Here is a 14,674-nt window from a genome sequence, read left to right as displayed (position 1 = left end):
ATAGAAAGGGGATTTTCAAATGGCTTTTTTTGATGAACTGACCAAGAAGGCAAGGGACGTGGCCGCTGTTGCCGCGGACAAGGCAAAGGATGCGGCTGAACTGACCAAGCTCTCCGTCGCCATTGCCGGCGAGCAGCGGGAGATCGACAAGAACTACCGCATCATCGGCGAGTGGTTCGTCAACGAGTACGAGGGTGAGATCCCCGACGCCGTCCGCGACATGGTGGAGGCCGTCAACGCCTCCAAGGCCAAGATCGCGGAGATGGAAGCCGCCAAGGAAGCCACCAAGGACGAGCCTGTGGCGGAAGTGGTCACGGCGGAAAAGACCTGCCCCATCTGCGGCGCAAAGGCTGACAGCAAGTTCTGCCCCCAGTGCGGCGCTCCCATGGGTGAGTAAGGCATCAGCCATCAGAGAAACCGGCTGAATGGCCGGTTTCTTTTTGCGCACCGGTGGAGAAACTTACCGGAATGTTGCATTTGCGATAGACAATAGGGCAGAGAAACATCTATCATAAAGCGAAACTTAAAATCAAAGGAGGGTATGATATGGCAATTTTCAAAATGAAATCTCTGGCGCAGAGCCATGCGCTGGAGGATGCGGAACAGGACTATCGTACAGCGATCCGGGTGGAGCAGTTCCGGGTCAGTGACCGGGCTGTTTATTTTGCGGCGTTCCCCGGCACCCAGTATATTGCCTTTGATGCCCTCTCTGGGGTGAAGGTGCGCAATACGGCGATCACGGTCACCGGCACCTGCGGCAAGCAGCTTCCCATGATATGCGTCCGGGCCTCCTATGACGGAGAGTTCTACAAGGACTTCCTCTTTGAAAAGCGGACTGTGGCGGATAAAGTTCTGGACCGCATTCGTGCCGCCCGGCCGGACCTGCCCATGGATGTGTGCGGGCCCCGTCAGGGTTTCCTGGACAAAAAGACAGTATGACAGTAAAAGAGGACACCGCCTTTCGGCGGTGTCCTTTTTGCGTATGTGATCAGAATTTGTTGCGGATGACCTGCTGATATTCGCCGGTGGCCAGATCGGTGTACCGCACGAACAGGGAGACCTTATTGTCCGGGTTCAGGGCATTCCACATCTGCTCCGCGAGAGCCTCGGCACCGGGAGCGTCCAGGATGACCCGCTCCGGCTCACCCTCGAAGGAGGGAAGGGGAGAGCCGTCGCCCATGTAGGTGTGAATAAAGCGGCCCTCGCCGGCCAGAGGGTGGTCATAGGTGTAGAAGAACCGGTGGCAGCAGGAGGGATCACCGTCGGCGGACTTCAGGATGGACAGGCGGAAGCTGCCGTTTTCGCAGAGGATACCGGAGATGCGGGGGGTGTAGTTGGGACCGTCCGGTTCGAACTCCCGGGTGTGCAGTGCCTGACCGAAGCTCCGGCCGGACAGCAGGCCGTCCCGGATGGTGTCGGTCTGGTCGCCATTGGTGACGATCAGGTCGTTGCCCACTTGGCGGACGGGATGATAGATGATGAGGCTGGGATCGGTCATCTTGGAGGGATCGTGGGCCTCGGTGCGGATGCCGTCCTCGGTGACGGTGAACACCCGGTTCCGGGAGTTCTCGCTGCGGCCCATGATGAAATAGGCGGCCACGGCGTACTTGTTGTCGGCACTGCGGCCCAGGACGATGCCCCGGCCGGGGTAGGCGTTGCTTTTCAGCAGGTCGGTGAGATTCAGCTTGTTCATGTGTATTCTCCTTATTTTAAAAGTTTCTTTCGCTCTTTGTAATCGGGCAGGTACTGTTCCAGCAGGGCATAAAACCGGGGACCGTGGTTTTTCTCCCGGATGTGGCACAGCTCATGGACCACCACCAGGTCAATGGCCTCCTCCGGGCAGTTCATCAGAAAGCAGGAAAAGCACAGGCTGTTCTTGCCGCTGCAGCTGCCGTAGCGTTTTCGGGCGGTGGTGATTTTCAGCCCGGTGGGACGGACGCCCATTTTCTGACTCCAATATGCCGCCTTTTCCGGCAGAATGGCCCGGGCCCTGGCTTTCAGGGCCGTGATCTCCTCCGGAGTGAGGGGCGGTGGGGCGGAGGCCGCCCGCTGCCGCTGCTGCTCCAAATGGGTCTGTATCCAGGCCTCGTGGCTGGATACAAAGGCGTCGATCTTGGCCTTTGACAGCCGCAGGGGCGCCCGCACCAGAACGCGGCAGTCCTTTGTGATCTCCAGCGCCAGAGTCCTCCGGCGGGAGCGGATCAGTTCAAAATTTTCCATGGGGCAAACACCATCATCTGATATGGACGAACATGGGCGCCGGCGGCCGGTATCATTGCCGGAGTGCCGCAGCTGCCTTTCTCAACTGATGGTAGCATGGTTGGCGAAAAAACACAAGAAAAAGAAGAACAGAACTGAAAAAGAAAAGAATGGGGCTAAGAAAAACGTTAATGATTAAAAAAGCGAAATTGCTATCAAATCATTCAAAAACAGATTGCTTTTTTGGAAATAAGCGATATACTAAATGTGCAAAACGGGAACAGAAGGAGGAACTATTATGCCTGGAACCGCAAAAAAGACGGCGAATGGGAAGGCAAGTACCCGCCTTTCCAAAAAACCGCCCCTTTCCGCCGCACAGCTCAAACAGATTGACGCCTGGTGGCGTGCCGCAAACTACCTGACTGCATGCCAGCTGTACCTGCTGGACAATCCTCTGCTGGAGCGGCCCCTGGACGCTTCCGACCTGAAGCAGACCATCGTGGGACACTGGGGCACCTGCCCGGGACAGAATTTCATCTATACCCATCTGAACAGAGTCATCAAAAAGGATGACCTGGACATGATCTATCTCTCCGGCCCCGGCCACGGCGGAAACGCCATGGTGGCTCAGGACTGGCTGGACGGCAGCTATACCGAGGTCTATCCCAACATCACCCAGGACAAGGACGGCATGAAGAAGCTGTTCAAGCAGTTTTCCTTCCCCGGCGGTGTGCCCAGTCATGTGGCGCCGGAGACGCCCGGCTCCATCAACGAGGGCGGCGAACTGGGGTATTCCCTGGCCCACGCCTTTGGCGCTGTGGCGGACAATCCGGACCTGATCGCCGCCTGCGTGGTGGGTGACGGCGAGGCGGAGACCGGCCCGCTGGCCACCTCCTGGCACGGCAACAAGTTCGTCAATCCCATTACCGACGGCGCGGTGCTGCCGATCCTGCACCTGAACGGCTTTAAGATCGCAAATCCCACCATCTTCTCCCGCATGTCCCATGAGGAGGTGGAGAGCTTCTTCCGCGGCTGCGGCTGGGAGCCCCGCTTTGTGGAGGGTGATGAGCCTGCGGTAATGCATCAGAAGATGGCCGCCGCGCTGGACTGGGCCATCCGGGAGATCAAGCGCATCCAGGGCCACGCCCGTGCCAACGGCGATACCACCCGCCCCCGCTGGCCGATGATCGTGCTCCGCACACCCAAGGGCTGGACCGGCCCCAAGGAAGTGGACGGCCATCCGGTGGAGGGCGCGTACCGGGCGCACCAGGTGCCCATCTCCATGGGTGCGGACACGGAAAAGCACCTGCCTCTGCTGGAGGAGTGGCTCCGCAGCTACAAGCCGGAGGAGCTGTTCGATAAAAACGGCCGGCCGGTGGAGCTGCTGCGGGACTTCGCGCCCAAGGGCAACCGCCGCATGGGCGCCAACCCCCATGCCAACGGCGGCCTGCTGCTGCGGGACCTGCGGACCCCGGACTTCCGGGAGTACGGCGTGAACGTCACCGCACCCGGCGCCGTGGAGGCGCAGGACATGCTGGTGCTGGGCTACTACGTCCGTGATGTGATGAAGCTGAACCTGGAGTCCCGGAACTTCCGGTTCTTCGCACCGGACGAGACGGCCTCCAACCGCCTGCATCCTGTATTCGAGGTGACGGGCCGCCGCTTCCTGGATCCCCAGATGCCCCAGGACGAGCATCTGGACCCCGACGGCCGCGTGATGGACTCCATGCTGTCCGAGCACATGTGCGAGGGTATGCTGGAGGGCTATCTGCTCACCGGCCGCCACGGATTTTTCAACAGCTATGAGGCGTTCATCCGTATCGTGGACTCCATGTTCGCCCAGCACGCCAAGTGGCTCAAGACCTGCTCCGAGCTGCCCTGGCGACAGGATATCGCCTCCCTGAACTATATCCTCTCCTCCAATGTCTGGCAGCAGGACCACAACGGCTTTACCCATCAGGACCCCGGCTTCCTGGACCATGTGGCCAACAAGAAGGCGGATGTGGTGCGCATTTATCTGCCCCCCGATGCCAACTGCCTGCTGAGCTGCTTTGACCACTGCATCAAGAGCCGGAACTATGTGAACGTCATGGTGGCCTCCAAGCATCCCCGTCCCCAGTGGCTGACCATGGACCAGGCGGTGAAACACTGCACCCAAGGCATCGGCATCTGGGACTGGGCTTCCAACGACCAGGGCCAGGAGCCTGATGTGGTCATGGCCTGCTGCGGCGACACGCCTACCCTGGAGACCCTGGCGGCGGTCACAATCTTGCGGCGGGAACTGCCGGAACTGAAGATCCGCGTGGTGAACGTGGTGGATCTGATGAAGCTCCAGCCTCATACCGAGCATCCCCACGGCCTGACGGATATGGAGTACGACATGCTGTTCACGCAGGATAAGCCCATTATCTTCGCCTACCACGGCTATCCGACGCTGATCCATGAGCTGACCTACCGCCGGCACAACAAACACCTCCATGTCCGGGGCTACAAGGAGGAGGGTACCATCACCACGCCCTTCGATATGCGGGTCCTGAACGACATTGACCGGTTCCACTTGGTCATCGACGTGGTCCAGCGGATGCACTCCCTGGGCAACCGGGGCGCCTATCTGGTCCAACGCATGAACGACAAGTTGGTGGAGCACCGCCAGTATATCAAGGACCACGGCGTGGACCTGCCGGAGGTCCGGGAGTGGACCTGGAACGACGGAAAGGGCCTGGAGACCCGAGGACCGGACGCCAACATATGATCCTGATGAGGCGGCTGCCGTTTCCGGCGGCCGCCTCAAAAAGTGTTGGCAAAACGCGCTGTAACAGTGACAGTTGACATTTTCCACGGAAGTAGATACAATAAGAATTCAGTGAAAACCGCGAATGCGTACTACTATTATTATATAGATGTAAAGGAAGAAACGATATGGCACAGGATAAAAGACAAGTGGACGCCATCACTGCCCGTGATGTGGATTTCGCCCAGTGGTACACCGACGTCTGCAAGAAGGCCGAGCTGATCGACTACACCTCCGTCAAGGGTATGTTCATCTACCGTCCCTATGGCTACGCCATCTGGGAGAACATCCAGCAGGAGCTGGACAAGCGTTTCAAGGAGACCGGCCATGAGAACGTGTATCTGCCCGTTCTGATCCCCGAGTCCCTGCTACAGAAGGAGAAGGACCATGTGGAGGGCTTTGCCCCCGAGTGCGCCTGGGTCACCATGGGCGGCAGCGAGAAGCTGGAGGACCGGCTCTGCGTCCGGCCCACCTCCGAGACCCTGTTCTGCGAGCACTATGCCAACATCATCCACTCCTGGCGGGACCTGCCCAAGAAGTACAACCAGTGGTGCTCCGTCCTGCGGTGGGAGAAGACCTCCCGTCCCTTCCTGCGCCACCGGGAGTTCCTGTGGCAGGAGGGCCATACCATGCACGCCACCGAGGAAGAGGCCCGGGAAGAGACCATGCAGATGCTGAACATCTACGCGGACTTCATGGAGAACTACCTGGCCATGCCCGTCATCCGGGGCCGCAAGACCGATAAGGAGAAGTTCAACGGTGCCGAGGAGACCTACACCGTGGAATGCATGATGCACGACCATAAGGCCCTCCAGGCCGGCACCAGCCACTACTTCGGCGACGGCTTCGCCAAGGCCTTCGACATCACCTTCGCCGGCAAGGACAACCAGCCCCACCATCCCCACCAGACTTCCTGGGGCGTGTCCACTCGTATGATCGGCGGCATCATCATGACCCACGGCGACGACAACGGCCTGGTGCTGCCTCCCCGGGTGGCTCCCATTCAGGCCATCGTGATCCCCGTGGCCCAGCACAAGCCCGGCGTTCTGGACGCAGCGGCGGCCCTGCGGGACCGGCTGAACGCCGCCGGTGTCCGGGCCAAGCTGGACGACTCCGACAACTCTCCCGGCTGGAAGTTTGCCGAGTATGAGATGAAGGGCGTGCCCCTGCGGGTGGAGATCGGCCCCAAGGACATGGAGAAGGAGCAGTGCGTCATCGCCCGCCGGGACACCGGCGAAAAGGTGTTCGTCCCCCTGGCTGAGCTGGAGACCAAGGTGGCGGAGCTGCTGGACGCCGTCCACGACAACATGTACGCCATGGCCCTGAAGAACCGGGAGGACAACACCTTTGACATCAAGACTCCCGAGGAGGCCAAGGCCATCGCTGACGGCAAGGGCGGCTTCCTGCGGTCCAAGTGGTGCGGCGCACTGGAGTGCGAGATGGCCATGAAGGAGCGGGCCGGTGTCAGCTCCCGCTGCATGCCTTTGGCCCAGAGCGGCACCGAGGGCGTCTGCCCCGTGTGCGGCAAGAAGTGCACCACCGATATTTACTGGGGTGTCGCTTATTAAAGAGGGGACTTCGTCCCCCCTTTAGATTCCCCTCACCAGTGAAGCGTTCTTCACTGGTGTCGCCGCCCAGGGCGGCTGGGCCAAGGAATTTTTGTCAGGCACATGTCCTGACAAAAATGATTGGAATATAAAAGGAATTACCTCCAAAAATTTCTGAAAAATTTCATCAAAAACAGAGAAAATCCCCTTGACATCAAGGGGATTTTCTTTTATTATAAGTAAGTCCGCGCGGGAAGGGCATGTCCCGCCGTGTGGATACTGCGATGAACCGGGAGATTGCTCCGAGAGGAGGTAACTTCCGGGGAGTATGTCCGATAATCGGGCGGCTGAGATGATCTGTACGTCGCGTATATCGCCACGCCATGATCTGGTACCGGCCGGAGGAGCATTCCTTATGCCGGTATTTTTCATGAGCGGGAATGATACGCACGGATAAGCGTATAGAAAAACTCTCTCGCCGTAGGTCGTCGAGACTGCGTCAAACTACCTACGAAATCAGGAGGAAACAAACCATGGCACAGAAAGAAATGATCCGCATTCGTCTGAAGGCCTATGACCACCAGGTCATCGACCAGAGCGCAGAGAAGATCGTCGAGACCGCCAAGCGCACCGGCGCTGAGGTTTCCGGCCCCATCCCTCTGCCCACCAAGAAGGAAGTCGTCACCATCCTGCGGGCCGTGCACAAGTACAAGGACAGCCGTGAGCAGTTCGAGCGCCGCACCCACAAGAGACTGATCGACATCACCAAGTCCACCCCCAAGACCGTCGAGGCCCTGATGGCCCTCGAGCTGCCCGCCGGTGTGGAGATCGAGATCAAGCTGTAAGGCTGATTTCCCGCGCAATACCTTATTCAATCTGTTTGCTGTCCATGTCCGCCGACTTGCGAGGCGGACGGGTCATGTCGGCAGAGCAATGCGGCCCGGGACCCAACCCGGACGTATCTAAGCCGACCAATAACCTTTAAGGAGGAACATACATGAAAGCAATCATCGGCAAAAAAGTGGGCATGTCCCAGATTTTTGACGAGAACGGCCATGTGATCCCCGTCACCGTCATCGAGGCGGGTCCCTGCGTGGTCGTTCAGAAGAAGACTTCCGAAAAGGAAGGCTACGAGGCTGTTCAGCTGGGCTATGAGGATGTCCCCGAGCGCAAGCTGACCAAGCCTGAGATGGGTCACCTGAACAAGGCTGGCGTGTCTCCCAAGAAGCACCTGCGCGAGTTCGACCTGGAGAACGCCGCCGAGCTGAACATCGGCGACATCGTCAAGGCCGACACCTTCAAGGTCGGCGACTTCGTGGATGTCACCGGCATCAGCAAGGGCCACGGCTACGCTGGTGTTGTGAAGCGTCACGGCGCTGCCCGTCTGAAGGAGACCCACGGTACCGGCCCTGTCCATCGTCATGCCGGTTCTATGGGTTCCGGTACCGATCCCTCCCGTATCTTCAAGGGCAAGATCGGCGCCGGCCACATGGGCGTTGACCAGGTCACCGTCCAGAACCTGTCCGTCGTGAAGGTCGATCCCGAGCTGAACATGCTGGTTGTCTGCGGTGCCGTTCCCGGCCCCAAGGGCGGTCTGGTGACCATCAAGTCCACCGTCAAGGTCCACAAGGTCAAGCAGGCTGGCGCCGACATCAGCAAGAACCCGCAGAAGGCTTCCGGCCGCAACCCGCAGAAGGCTTCCGCCAGAACGAAGTAAGAAAGGGGTGCGTGAGTAATGTCTACGATCAAAGTTTTGAACATGGCCGGCGCAGAAGTCGGTACCGTGGAACTGAACGACGCGGTCTTTGGCATCGAGCCCAATACCGTTGTTGTGCATGAGGTTGTGAAGAACCACCTCGCCAATTGCAGACAGGGCACCCAGAGCGCCCTGACCCGCGCCGAGGTTTCCGGCGGCGGCAAAAAGCCCTGGCGTCAGAAGGGCACCGGCCACGCCCGTCAGGGCAGCACCCGTGCTCCCCAGTGGACTCACGGCGGCATCGTGTTCGCCCCCAAGCCCCGGGATTACAGCTATGTGCTGAACAAGAAGGTCAAGCGCCTGGCACTGAAGTCTGTCCTGTCCGCCAAGGCTGCCGAGGGCAAGCTGGTGGTCATCGACTCCATCAAGATGGACGCCATCAAGACCGCTGACTTCCGCAAGTTCCTGGACGCCGTCCAGGTGAACGGCAAGGCCGTGGTCGTGACCCCCGCTGTTGACACCGTCATCGTCAAGAGCGCCCGCAACATCCCCGGCGTGCTGACCACCGCTGCCAACATGCTGAACGTTTATGATATCATCAACGCTCAGTACCTGGTGGTGGATCAGGCTGCCCTCGCTACCATCGAGGAGGTGTACGCATAATGACTGCTTACGATATCATTATCCGTCCTATCATCACCGAGCGTGCTATGGCCGGCGCCGCCGACAAGAAGTACGTGTTCGAAGTTGCCAAGACTGCCGGCAAGGTCGAGATCAAGAAGGCTGTTGAGGAGATTTTCGGCGTGAAGGTCGCTTCCGTCAACACCCTGAACGTTCCCGGCAAGGCCAAGCGCATGGGCGCTGCCCGCCCCGGCATGACCCGGAGCTGGAAGAAGGCCTATGTCCAGCTGACTGCTGATTCCAAGACCATCGAATTCTTCGAAGGCATGGTCTGATAACGGAAGGAGAGTAAAGCGATATGTCTATCAAAACTTTTAAGCCGACGACTCCCTCCCGCCGTCAGATGACGGTCTCCGGTTTCGACGGCATCGACAAGAAGGCCAAGCCCGAGCCCAGCCTGACCGAGCCTCTGAAGAAGAGTTCCGGCCGCAACAGCTATGGCCGCATCACCGTTCGCCATCGCGGCGGCGGCAACAAGCGCAAGTACCGCATCATCGACTTCAAGCGCGACAAGGTCGGCTCTGCCACCGTGCTCCGCCTGGAGTATGACCCCAACCGCAGCGCCAACATCGCCCTGATCGAGTATGAGGACGGCGAGAAGCGCTACATCCTGGCTCCTGTCGGCCTGAAGGCCGGTCACAAGATCATGACCGGTCCCGACGCCGATATCCTGCCCGGCAACGCTCTGCCCATCGCCAACATCCCCGTTGGTACCATCATCCACAACATCGAGCTGCATCCCGGCAACGGCGCCCAGCTGGTCCGCGCTGCCGGTACCGCTGCTCAGCTGATGGCCAAGGAGGGCGGCGACGCTCAGATCCGTATGCCTTCCGGCGAGGTCCGCATCGTGCGTACCAACTGCTACGCCACCATCGGTCAGGTGGGCAACATCGAGCACGAGAACATCAACATCGGCAAGGCCGGCCGTAAGCGCCACATGGGTTGGCGTCCCACCGTCCGCGGCTCTGTCATGAACCCCAACGACCACCCCCACGGCGGTGGCGAGGGCCGTGCTCCCGTCGGCCGTTCCGGGCCCGTCACTCCTTGGGGCAAGCCCGCTCTGGGTTACAAGACCCGCAAGGGCAAGAACCCCACCAATAAGTTCATTGTGAAGCGTCGCAACGAGAAGTAAGGAGGCAAGGTAATATGAGCAGATCTATTAAAAAAGGCCCCTATGTTGCCCCTGAGCTTCTGAAGCGGGTCGAGGAAATGAACGCCAACAACGAGAAGAAGGTTCTGAAGACCTGGAGCCGCAGCTCCACCATCTTCCCTGCCTTCGTCGGTCACACCATTGCTGTTCACGATGGCCGCAAGCACGTGCCCGTCTATGTCCAGGAGGACATGGTCGGCCACAAGCTGGGTGAGTTTGCTCCCACCCGTACCTTCCGCGGCCATCGCAAAGACTGATAAAGGAGGATGCTGAACATGGAAAACAAGATCGCTAAGGCCCATCTGCGCTATGTCCGCATTTCTCCCCGCAAGATCCAGATCGTCTGCGATCTGATCCGCGGCAAGGATGCCGGCACCGCCATGGCCATCCTGATGCAGACCAACAAGGCCGCTTCCGAGCCTCTGATGAAGCTCCTGAAGTCCGCCTGCGCCAACGCCGAGAACAACTTCGGCATGGACCCTGCCAAGCTGGTGGTGTCCGAGGTGTTCGCCACTCCCGGCCCCATCCTGAAGCGGATGATGCCCCGGGCTCAGGGCCGCGCCTATCGTATCAATAAGCGCACTTCTCACGTCACCCTGGCTGTGGCGGAAAAGGCATAAGAGAGAGGAGAACAGTTTATGGGACAGAAAGTTAATCCCCACGGCCTGCGCGTGGGCGTCATCAAAGACTGGGATTCCCGTTGGTATGCCAGTGATGAGAAGGTCGGCGACCTGATCGTTGAGGATCAGAAGATCCGCAAGTACCTGAAGAAGACCCTGTACGGTGCCGGCGTGCCCAAGATCGAGATCGAGCGCAGCGCTGATACCGTGACCATCTACCTGCACTGCGCCCGTCCCGGTGTCGTCATCGGCAAGGGCGGCGAGCAGATCGAGCAGTATCGCCTGGCCGTCGAGAAGATGATCGGCAAGAAGGTGAAGCTGAACATCGTCGAGGTCCGCAACCCCGACATGAACGCTCAGCTGGTGGCTGAGAACATCGCTCAGCAGCTGGAGAAGCGTATCTCCCACCGCCGGGCCATGAAGAACGCCATGGCCCGCGCCATGCGCGCCGGCGCCAAGGGCATCAAGACCTGCTGCTCCGGCCGTCTGGGCGGCCGCGAGATCGCCGGTGTTGAGCACTATCACGAGGGCACCATCCCCCTGCAGACCATCCGTGCCGACATCGAGTACGGTTTCGCTGAGGCTGCCACCACCTTCGGCCGCATCGGCGTGAAGGTTTGGATCTACAAGGGCGAGGTTCTGAGCCAGACCCTGCGCACCACCCCCCGCACCATGGACACCTCCAAGCCCTATCAGGAGCGTCGTGAGCGTCGTCCCCGCCGTGATGGCGACCGTCGTCAGGGCGGCTTCAACCGCGGCGGCCAGGGCGGTTTCAACCGTGATCGTCAGAACGGCGGCTTCAACCGCAACGGTCAGGGCCGTCCCCAGGGCGGTTTCAACCGCGGCGGCCAGGGCCGTCCCGCAGCCCCCGCTAAGGAAGGAGGAGCCCAGTAATGTTAATGCCTAAGAGAGTCAAGTACCGCCGCATGCAGCGCGGTCGTATGACTGGTAAGGCCGCCCGCGGCAACACCATCGCTTACGGTGAGTATGGCCTGGTGGCTGAGGAGCCCGGCTGGATCAAGAGCAACCAGATCGAGGCTGCCCGTATTGCCATGACCCGTTACACCAAGCGTGGTGGTCAGGTCTGGATCAAGATCTTCCCCGATAAGTCCGTTACCATGAGAGCTGCCGACTCCCGTATGGGTTCCGGTAAGGGTAACCCCGAGTACTGGGTTGCCGTTGTGAAGCCCGGCCGTGTCATGTTTGAGATCGCCGGCGTTCCCGAAGAAGTTGCCCGCGAGGCGCTGCGTCTGGCCAGCCACAAGCTGCCCATCAAGACGAAGATCGTCGCCCGCACCGAGGAAGCAGGTGAGTAAGATGAAGGCAAGTGAAATCCGTAAGATGACCCCCGAGCAGCTGAATGAGAAGCTGGCCGGCCTGAAGAAAGACCTGTTCTATCTGCGCATGCAGCACGCTACCAATCAGCTGGATAACCCCGTGAAGATCCGCGAGACCAAGCACGACATTGCCCGAGTCAAGACCGTGCTGGCGGAGCTCGCCGCTTCCGACAAGCAGTAAGAAGGAGGTAAGCGAACATGAACGAAGAAATCAGAACTTCCTCCCGGAAGACCCGCGTTGGCAAGGTCGTTTCCGACAAGATGGACAAGACCGTGGTCGTCGCTATCGAGGACCGCGTCGCCCATCCTCTGTATAAGAAGATCGTCGGCCGTACCTACAAGCTGAAGGCTCATGACGAGCAGAACGCTTGCGGCATTGGCGATACCGTTAAGGTGATGGAGACCCGCCCCCTGTCCAAGGACAAGCGTTGGCGCGTGGTTGAGATCATTGAGAAAGCGAAGTAAGGAGGTGCCGAAGTATGATTCAGCAGGAGTCTTATCTGAAAGTCGCCGATAATACCGGCGCCAAGGAGATCAAGTGCATCCGCGTTCTGGGCGGTTCCGGCCGGAAGTTCGGCAACATCGGTGATGTGATCGTTGCTTCCGTCCGCAAGTCCACTCCCGGCGGCACCGTGAAGAAGGGCGAGGTCGTGAAGGCCGTCATCGTCCGCAGCGCCAAGGGCGTCCGTCGTAACGACGGCACCTATGTCCGCTTCGACGACAACGCCGCCGTCCTGATCAAGGACGACCACAACCCCAGAGGTACCCGTATCTTTGGGCCTGTGGCTCGCGAGCTGCGTGACAAGGATTACATGAAGATCCTGTCCCTCGCCCCCGAAGTCATTTAAGGAGGGCAACGAGTAATGGCTATGAACGTGAAGAAGGGCGATACCGTTGTCGTCCTGTCCGGTAAGGACAAGGGTAAGCAGGGCAAGGTGCTGGGCACCATTCCCGGTTCCCTGAAGGTCGTTGTGGAGGGCATCAACATGGTGACCTGCCACGTGAAGCCTCGCCGTCAGGGCGAGGAGGGCGGCATCGTCAAGCGCGAGGCTGCCATCGCCGCCTGCAAGGTGCAGGTGGTCTGCCCCAAGTGCAGCAAGGCTACCCGCATTGCGCACAAGGTTGAGGGCGGCAAGAAGACCCGCGTGTGCAAGCACTGCGGCGCTGAGCTGTAAGAAAGGAGCGTAAGGCAAAATGGCTAGAATGAAAGAACTGTACAATGCCGAAGTCGCACCCGCTCTGATGAAGCAGTTCGGCTACAAGAGCGTCATGCAGATCCCCAAGATCGACAAGGTTGTCGTGAACGTGGGCTGCGGCGAGGCTCGTGAAAACTCCAAGGTCCTGGAGAACGTGGTGGGCGACCTGAGCAAGATCACCGGTCAGAAGCCCGTTATCACCAAGGCCCGCAAGTCCATCGCTAACTTCAAGCTGCGTGAGGACATGCCCATCGGCGCCAAGGTCACTCTCCGCGGCGACAAGATGTGGGAGTTCCTGGACCGTCTGTTCAACGTGGCTCTGCCCCGTGTCCGTGACTTCCAGGGCATCAACCCCAACTCCTTCGACGGCCGCGGCAACTATGCCCTGGGCATCAAGGAGCAGCTGATCTTCCCCGAGATCGAGTACGACAAGATCGACAAGATCCGCGGCATGGACGTGGTCATCTGCACCACTGCTGAAACCGATGAAGAGGCCCGCGAGCTGCTCAAGCAGGTCGGCGCTCCCTTCGCCCGCTAAGGAGGAAGAGAAGAATGGCTAAGAAATCTATGATCCTGAAGCAGCAGGCCCCTGCGAAGTTCTCCACTCGCAAGTACAACCGCTGCAAGCTGTGCGGCCGTCCCCACGCTTACCTGCGTGACTACGGTGTCTGCCGTATCTGCTTCCGGGAGCTGGCCTACAAGGGCGAGATCCCCGGTGTCCGCAAGGCTTCTTTCTAAGAAAAAATTGAATCGGCGCAGCGAAAAACACTTGACGAACCTCGGTTCTTCTGGTACGCTAGAAAAGTGGGACATTTCTACGGAAATGTGCCCACTGCGCCATGTTCAGAAATGTTTTCTCACGAAACAGGAGCTGGCGACCTAACTTTTTGTAACCAAAAGCCTTTGATATGGGGCTTAGGTGATTCGGATGGCGAAAGGTCATGACCAATTGGGCACACATGCGCGAGCAGACTACCCCATTGGCCATGATACCTCGCTGCCGCAGCGGTCCATTGGGCCGCAACTCTAAAATAGGAGGATTTAACCATGCATATCACCGATCCTGTTGCGGATATGCTGACCCGCATCCGCAACGCCAACAGTGCCAAGCACGACACCGTTGATGTTCCCGCTTCCAACATGAAGAAGAGCATTGCTCAGATCCTGCTGGACGAGGGCTACATCAAGAGCTTCACCGTGGTGGACGACGGCCTCCAGGGCATGATCCACATCACGCTGAAGTACAACGCCGGCAAAGAGAAGGTCATCACCGGTCTGCGCCGCGTTTCCAAGCCCGGCCTGCGCGTCTATGTGGGCGCCGATGAGCTGCCCCGCGTTCTGCGTGGCCTGGGTATCGCCATCATTTCTACGTCCAAGGGCGTCATGACCGACAAGAAGGCTCGCGAGCTGCATGTCGGCGGCGAGGTCCTGGCATTCGTCTGGTAAGGAGGGTATTT

22 protein-coding genes are annotated in these 14,674 nt (G+C 59.4%); 20 read left to right on the top strand and 2 right to left on the bottom strand.

Going from position 1 to position 14,674, the window contains the following annotated elements:
* Nucleotides 1–19 precede the first annotated feature (19 nt).
* Both JQM66_RS02615 and JQM66_RS02610 read left to right on the top strand, forming a co-directional pair.
* Entirely contained in the window at nucleotides 20–397 is a 378-nt protein-coding gene (locus tag JQM66_RS02615) for a zinc ribbon domain-containing protein (RefSeq protein ID WP_235228244.1), read from the top strand.
* A gap of 149 nt (nucleotides 398–546) precedes the next feature.
* Nucleotides 547–939 carry a hypothetical protein gene (locus JQM66_RS02610; protein ID WP_235228243.1) on the top strand — a complete coding sequence of 131 codons (393 nt, stop codon included), beginning with the start codon at nucleotides 547–549 and terminating at the stop codon, nucleotides 937–939.
* Between the two features lie 49 nt (nucleotides 940–988).
* On the opposite strand, the gene JQM66_RS02605 is transcribed toward JQM66_RS02610, so the two are convergent.
* Nucleotides 989–1,693 (bottom strand): IMP cyclohydrolase, encoded by a 705-nt coding sequence (locus JQM66_RS02605; RefSeq protein WP_235228242.1) that lies wholly within the window; start codon nucleotides 1,691–1,693, stop codon nucleotides 989–991.
* Between the two features lie 11 nt (nucleotides 1,694–1,704).
* On the bottom strand, nucleotides 1,705–2,220 hold the full coding sequence (locus tag JQM66_RS02600) for a M48 family metallopeptidase (RefSeq protein WP_235228241.1): 516 nt from the start codon (nucleotides 2,218–2,220) through the stop codon (nucleotides 1,705–1,707).
* Nucleotides 2,221–2,497: 277 nt separating this feature from the next.
* Between JQM66_RS02600 and JQM66_RS02595 the strand changes: the two genes are divergently transcribed.
* The 18 genes from JQM66_RS02595 to rpsH all read left to right on the top strand — a co-directional run bounded on the left by JQM66_RS02595 (nucleotide 2,498) and on the right by rpsH (nucleotide 14,663).
* The gene (locus JQM66_RS02595; protein WP_235228240.1) at nucleotides 2,498–4,951 is read left to right on the top strand and encodes a phosphoketolase family protein; all 2,454 of its coding nucleotides are present in this window, start codon (nucleotides 2,498–2,500) and stop codon (nucleotides 4,949–4,951) included.
* Between the two features lie 167 nt (nucleotides 4,952–5,118).
* Nucleotides 5,119–6,558, top strand: coding sequence for a proline--tRNA ligase (gene proS / locus JQM66_RS02590; RefSeq protein WP_235228239.1), 1,440 nt, complete (start codon nucleotides 5,119–5,121; stop codon nucleotides 6,556–6,558).
* A gap of 512 nt (nucleotides 6,559–7,070) precedes the next feature.
* On the top strand, nucleotides 7,071–7,382 hold the full coding sequence (gene rpsJ, locus JQM66_RS02585; protein WP_235221213.1) for a 30S ribosomal protein S10: 312 nt from the start codon (nucleotides 7,071–7,073) through the stop codon (nucleotides 7,380–7,382).
* 152 nt (nucleotides 7,383–7,534) lie between these two features.
* Nucleotides 7,535–8,254, top strand: coding sequence for a 50S ribosomal protein L3 (gene rplC, locus JQM66_RS02580; RefSeq protein WP_235228238.1), 720 nt, complete (start codon nucleotides 7,535–7,537; stop codon nucleotides 8,252–8,254).
* A gap of 18 nt (nucleotides 8,255–8,272) precedes the next feature.
* A complete protein-coding gene (gene rplD, locus JQM66_RS02575; protein ID WP_235228237.1) occupies nucleotides 8,273–8,896 on the top strand; it encodes a 50S ribosomal protein L4 in 624 nt (207 codons plus the stop codon).
* A complete protein-coding gene (gene rplW / locus JQM66_RS02570) occupies nucleotides 8,896–9,189 on the top strand; it encodes a 50S ribosomal protein L23 (protein ID WP_235228236.1) in 294 nt (97 codons plus the stop codon). Before rplD ends, rplW begins: the two co-directional genes overlap by 1 nt.
* A 23-nt stretch (nucleotides 9,190–9,212) precedes the next feature.
* Nucleotides 9,213–10,046, top strand: a complete 834-nt coding sequence (gene rplB, locus JQM66_RS02565) for a 50S ribosomal protein L2 (RefSeq protein WP_235228235.1) — start codon at nucleotides 9,213–9,215, stop codon at nucleotides 10,044–10,046.
* Between the two features lie 14 nt (nucleotides 10,047–10,060).
* Nucleotides 10,061–10,321, top strand: coding sequence for a 30S ribosomal protein S19 (gene rpsS / locus JQM66_RS02560; protein ID WP_235228234.1), 261 nt, complete (start codon nucleotides 10,061–10,063; stop codon nucleotides 10,319–10,321).
* Nucleotides 10,322–10,339: 18 nt separating this feature from the next.
* Nucleotides 10,340–10,684, top strand: a complete 345-nt coding sequence (gene rplV, locus JQM66_RS02555) for a 50S ribosomal protein L22 (RefSeq protein ID WP_235228233.1) — start codon at nucleotides 10,340–10,342, stop codon at nucleotides 10,682–10,684.
* 18 nt (nucleotides 10,685–10,702) lie between these two features.
* A complete protein-coding gene (gene rpsC, locus JQM66_RS02550) occupies nucleotides 10,703–11,578 on the top strand; it encodes a 30S ribosomal protein S3 (protein ID WP_235228232.1) in 876 nt (291 codons plus the stop codon).
* Nucleotides 11,578–12,000, top strand: a complete 423-nt coding sequence (rplP, locus tag JQM66_RS02545; RefSeq protein ID WP_235228231.1) for a 50S ribosomal protein L16 — start codon at nucleotides 11,578–11,580, stop codon at nucleotides 11,998–12,000. Before rpsC ends, rplP begins: the two co-directional genes overlap by 1 nt.
* Nucleotide 12,001: 1 nt before the next feature.
* Nucleotides 12,002–12,202, top strand: coding sequence for a 50S ribosomal protein L29 (gene rpmC, locus JQM66_RS02540; RefSeq protein WP_235228230.1), 201 nt, complete (start codon nucleotides 12,002–12,004; stop codon nucleotides 12,200–12,202).
* A 17-nt stretch (nucleotides 12,203–12,219) separates the two neighbouring features.
* The gene (gene rpsQ / locus JQM66_RS02535; protein ID WP_235228229.1) at nucleotides 12,220–12,486 is read left to right on the top strand and encodes a 30S ribosomal protein S17; all 267 of its coding nucleotides are present in this window, start codon (nucleotides 12,220–12,222) and stop codon (nucleotides 12,484–12,486) included.
* A 14-nt stretch (nucleotides 12,487–12,500) separates the two neighbouring features.
* Nucleotides 12,501–12,869, top strand: a complete 369-nt coding sequence (rplN, locus tag JQM66_RS02530) for a 50S ribosomal protein L14 (RefSeq protein WP_235228228.1) — start codon at nucleotides 12,501–12,503, stop codon at nucleotides 12,867–12,869.
* 15 nt (nucleotides 12,870–12,884) lie between these two features.
* A complete protein-coding gene (gene rplX, locus JQM66_RS02525) occupies nucleotides 12,885–13,196 on the top strand; it encodes a 50S ribosomal protein L24 (RefSeq protein WP_235228227.1) in 312 nt (103 codons plus the stop codon).
* A gap of 19 nt (nucleotides 13,197–13,215) precedes the next feature.
* The gene (rplE, locus tag JQM66_RS02520; protein WP_235228226.1) at nucleotides 13,216–13,755 is read left to right on the top strand and encodes a 50S ribosomal protein L5; all 540 of its coding nucleotides are present in this window, start codon (nucleotides 13,216–13,218) and stop codon (nucleotides 13,753–13,755) included.
* Nucleotides 13,756–13,769: 14 nt separating this feature from the next.
* Nucleotides 13,770–13,955, top strand: a complete 186-nt coding sequence (locus JQM66_RS02515; RefSeq protein ID WP_235228225.1) for a type Z 30S ribosomal protein S14 — start codon at nucleotides 13,770–13,772, stop codon at nucleotides 13,953–13,955.
* A 309-nt stretch (nucleotides 13,956–14,264) separates the two neighbouring features.
* Nucleotides 14,265–14,663: a 30S ribosomal protein S8 gene (rpsH, locus tag JQM66_RS02510; RefSeq protein ID WP_235221226.1), complete on the top strand. Its 399-nt coding sequence runs from the start codon at nucleotides 14,265–14,267 to the stop codon at nucleotides 14,661–14,663.
* The last annotated feature ends 11 nt before the right edge of the window (nucleotides 14,664–14,674 follow it).

It is taken from the genome of Oscillibacter valericigenes, assembly GCF_021531915.1.
GTDB classification, from domain to species: domain Bacteria; phylum Bacillota; class Clostridia; order Oscillospirales; family Oscillospiraceae; genus Oscillibacter; species Oscillibacter valericigenes_A.
This window is presented reverse-complemented; position numbering and strand designations above follow the sequence as displayed.

What these genes read in the sequence shown, in the direction of transcription:
- JQM66_RS02615 (WP_235228244.1), top strand. Translation starts at nt 20, where the DNA reads ATGGCTTTTTTTGATGAACTGACCAAGAAGGCAAGGGACGTGGCCGCT.
- JQM66_RS02610 (WP_235228243.1), top strand. Translation starts at nt 547, where the DNA reads ATGGCAATTTTCAAAATGAAATCTCTGGCGCAGAGCCATGCGCTGGAG.
- JQM66_RS02605 (WP_235228242.1), bottom strand. Translation starts at nt 1,693, where the DNA reads ATGAACAAGCTGAATCTCACCGACCTGCTGAAAAGCAACGCCTACCCC.
- JQM66_RS02600 (WP_235228241.1), bottom strand. Translation starts at nt 2,220, where the DNA reads ATGGAAAATTTTGAACTGATCCGCTCCCGCCGGAGGACTCTGGCGCTG.
- JQM66_RS02595 (WP_235228240.1), top strand. Translation starts at nt 2,498, where the DNA reads ATGCCTGGAACCGCAAAAAAGACGGCGAATGGGAAGGCAAGTACCCGC.
- proS (WP_235228239.1), top strand. Translation starts at nt 5,119, where the DNA reads ATGGCACAGGATAAAAGACAAGTGGACGCCATCACTGCCCGTGATGTG.
- rpsJ (WP_235221213.1), top strand. Translation starts at nt 7,071, where the DNA reads ATGGCACAGAAAGAAATGATCCGCATTCGTCTGAAGGCCTATGACCAC.
- rplC (WP_235228238.1), top strand. Translation starts at nt 7,535, where the DNA reads ATGAAAGCAATCATCGGCAAAAAAGTGGGCATGTCCCAGATTTTTGAC.
- rplD (WP_235228237.1), top strand. Translation starts at nt 8,273, where the DNA reads ATGTCTACGATCAAAGTTTTGAACATGGCCGGCGCAGAAGTCGGTACC.
- rplW (WP_235228236.1), top strand. Translation starts at nt 8,896, where the DNA reads ATGACTGCTTACGATATCATTATCCGTCCTATCATCACCGAGCGTGCT.
- rplB (WP_235228235.1), top strand. Translation starts at nt 9,213, where the DNA reads ATGTCTATCAAAACTTTTAAGCCGACGACTCCCTCCCGCCGTCAGATG.
- rpsS (WP_235228234.1), top strand. Translation starts at nt 10,061, where the DNA reads ATGAGCAGATCTATTAAAAAAGGCCCCTATGTTGCCCCTGAGCTTCTG.
- rplV (WP_235228233.1), top strand. Translation starts at nt 10,340, where the DNA reads ATGGAAAACAAGATCGCTAAGGCCCATCTGCGCTATGTCCGCATTTCT.
- rpsC (WP_235228232.1), top strand. Translation starts at nt 10,703, where the DNA reads ATGGGACAGAAAGTTAATCCCCACGGCCTGCGCGTGGGCGTCATCAAA.
- rplP (WP_235228231.1), top strand. Translation starts at nt 11,578, where the DNA reads ATGTTAATGCCTAAGAGAGTCAAGTACCGCCGCATGCAGCGCGGTCGT.
- rpmC (WP_235228230.1), top strand. Translation starts at nt 12,002, where the DNA reads ATGAAGGCAAGTGAAATCCGTAAGATGACCCCCGAGCAGCTGAATGAG.
- rpsQ (WP_235228229.1), top strand. Translation starts at nt 12,220, where the DNA reads ATGAACGAAGAAATCAGAACTTCCTCCCGGAAGACCCGCGTTGGCAAG.
- rplN (WP_235228228.1), top strand. Translation starts at nt 12,501, where the DNA reads ATGATTCAGCAGGAGTCTTATCTGAAAGTCGCCGATAATACCGGCGCC.
- rplX (WP_235228227.1), top strand. Translation starts at nt 12,885, where the DNA reads ATGGCTATGAACGTGAAGAAGGGCGATACCGTTGTCGTCCTGTCCGGT.
- rplE (WP_235228226.1), top strand. Translation starts at nt 13,216, where the DNA reads ATGGCTAGAATGAAAGAACTGTACAATGCCGAAGTCGCACCCGCTCTG.
- JQM66_RS02515 (WP_235228225.1), top strand. Translation starts at nt 13,770, where the DNA reads ATGGCTAAGAAATCTATGATCCTGAAGCAGCAGGCCCCTGCGAAGTTC.
- rpsH (WP_235221226.1), top strand. Translation starts at nt 14,265, where the DNA reads ATGCATATCACCGATCCTGTTGCGGATATGCTGACCCGCATCCGCAAC.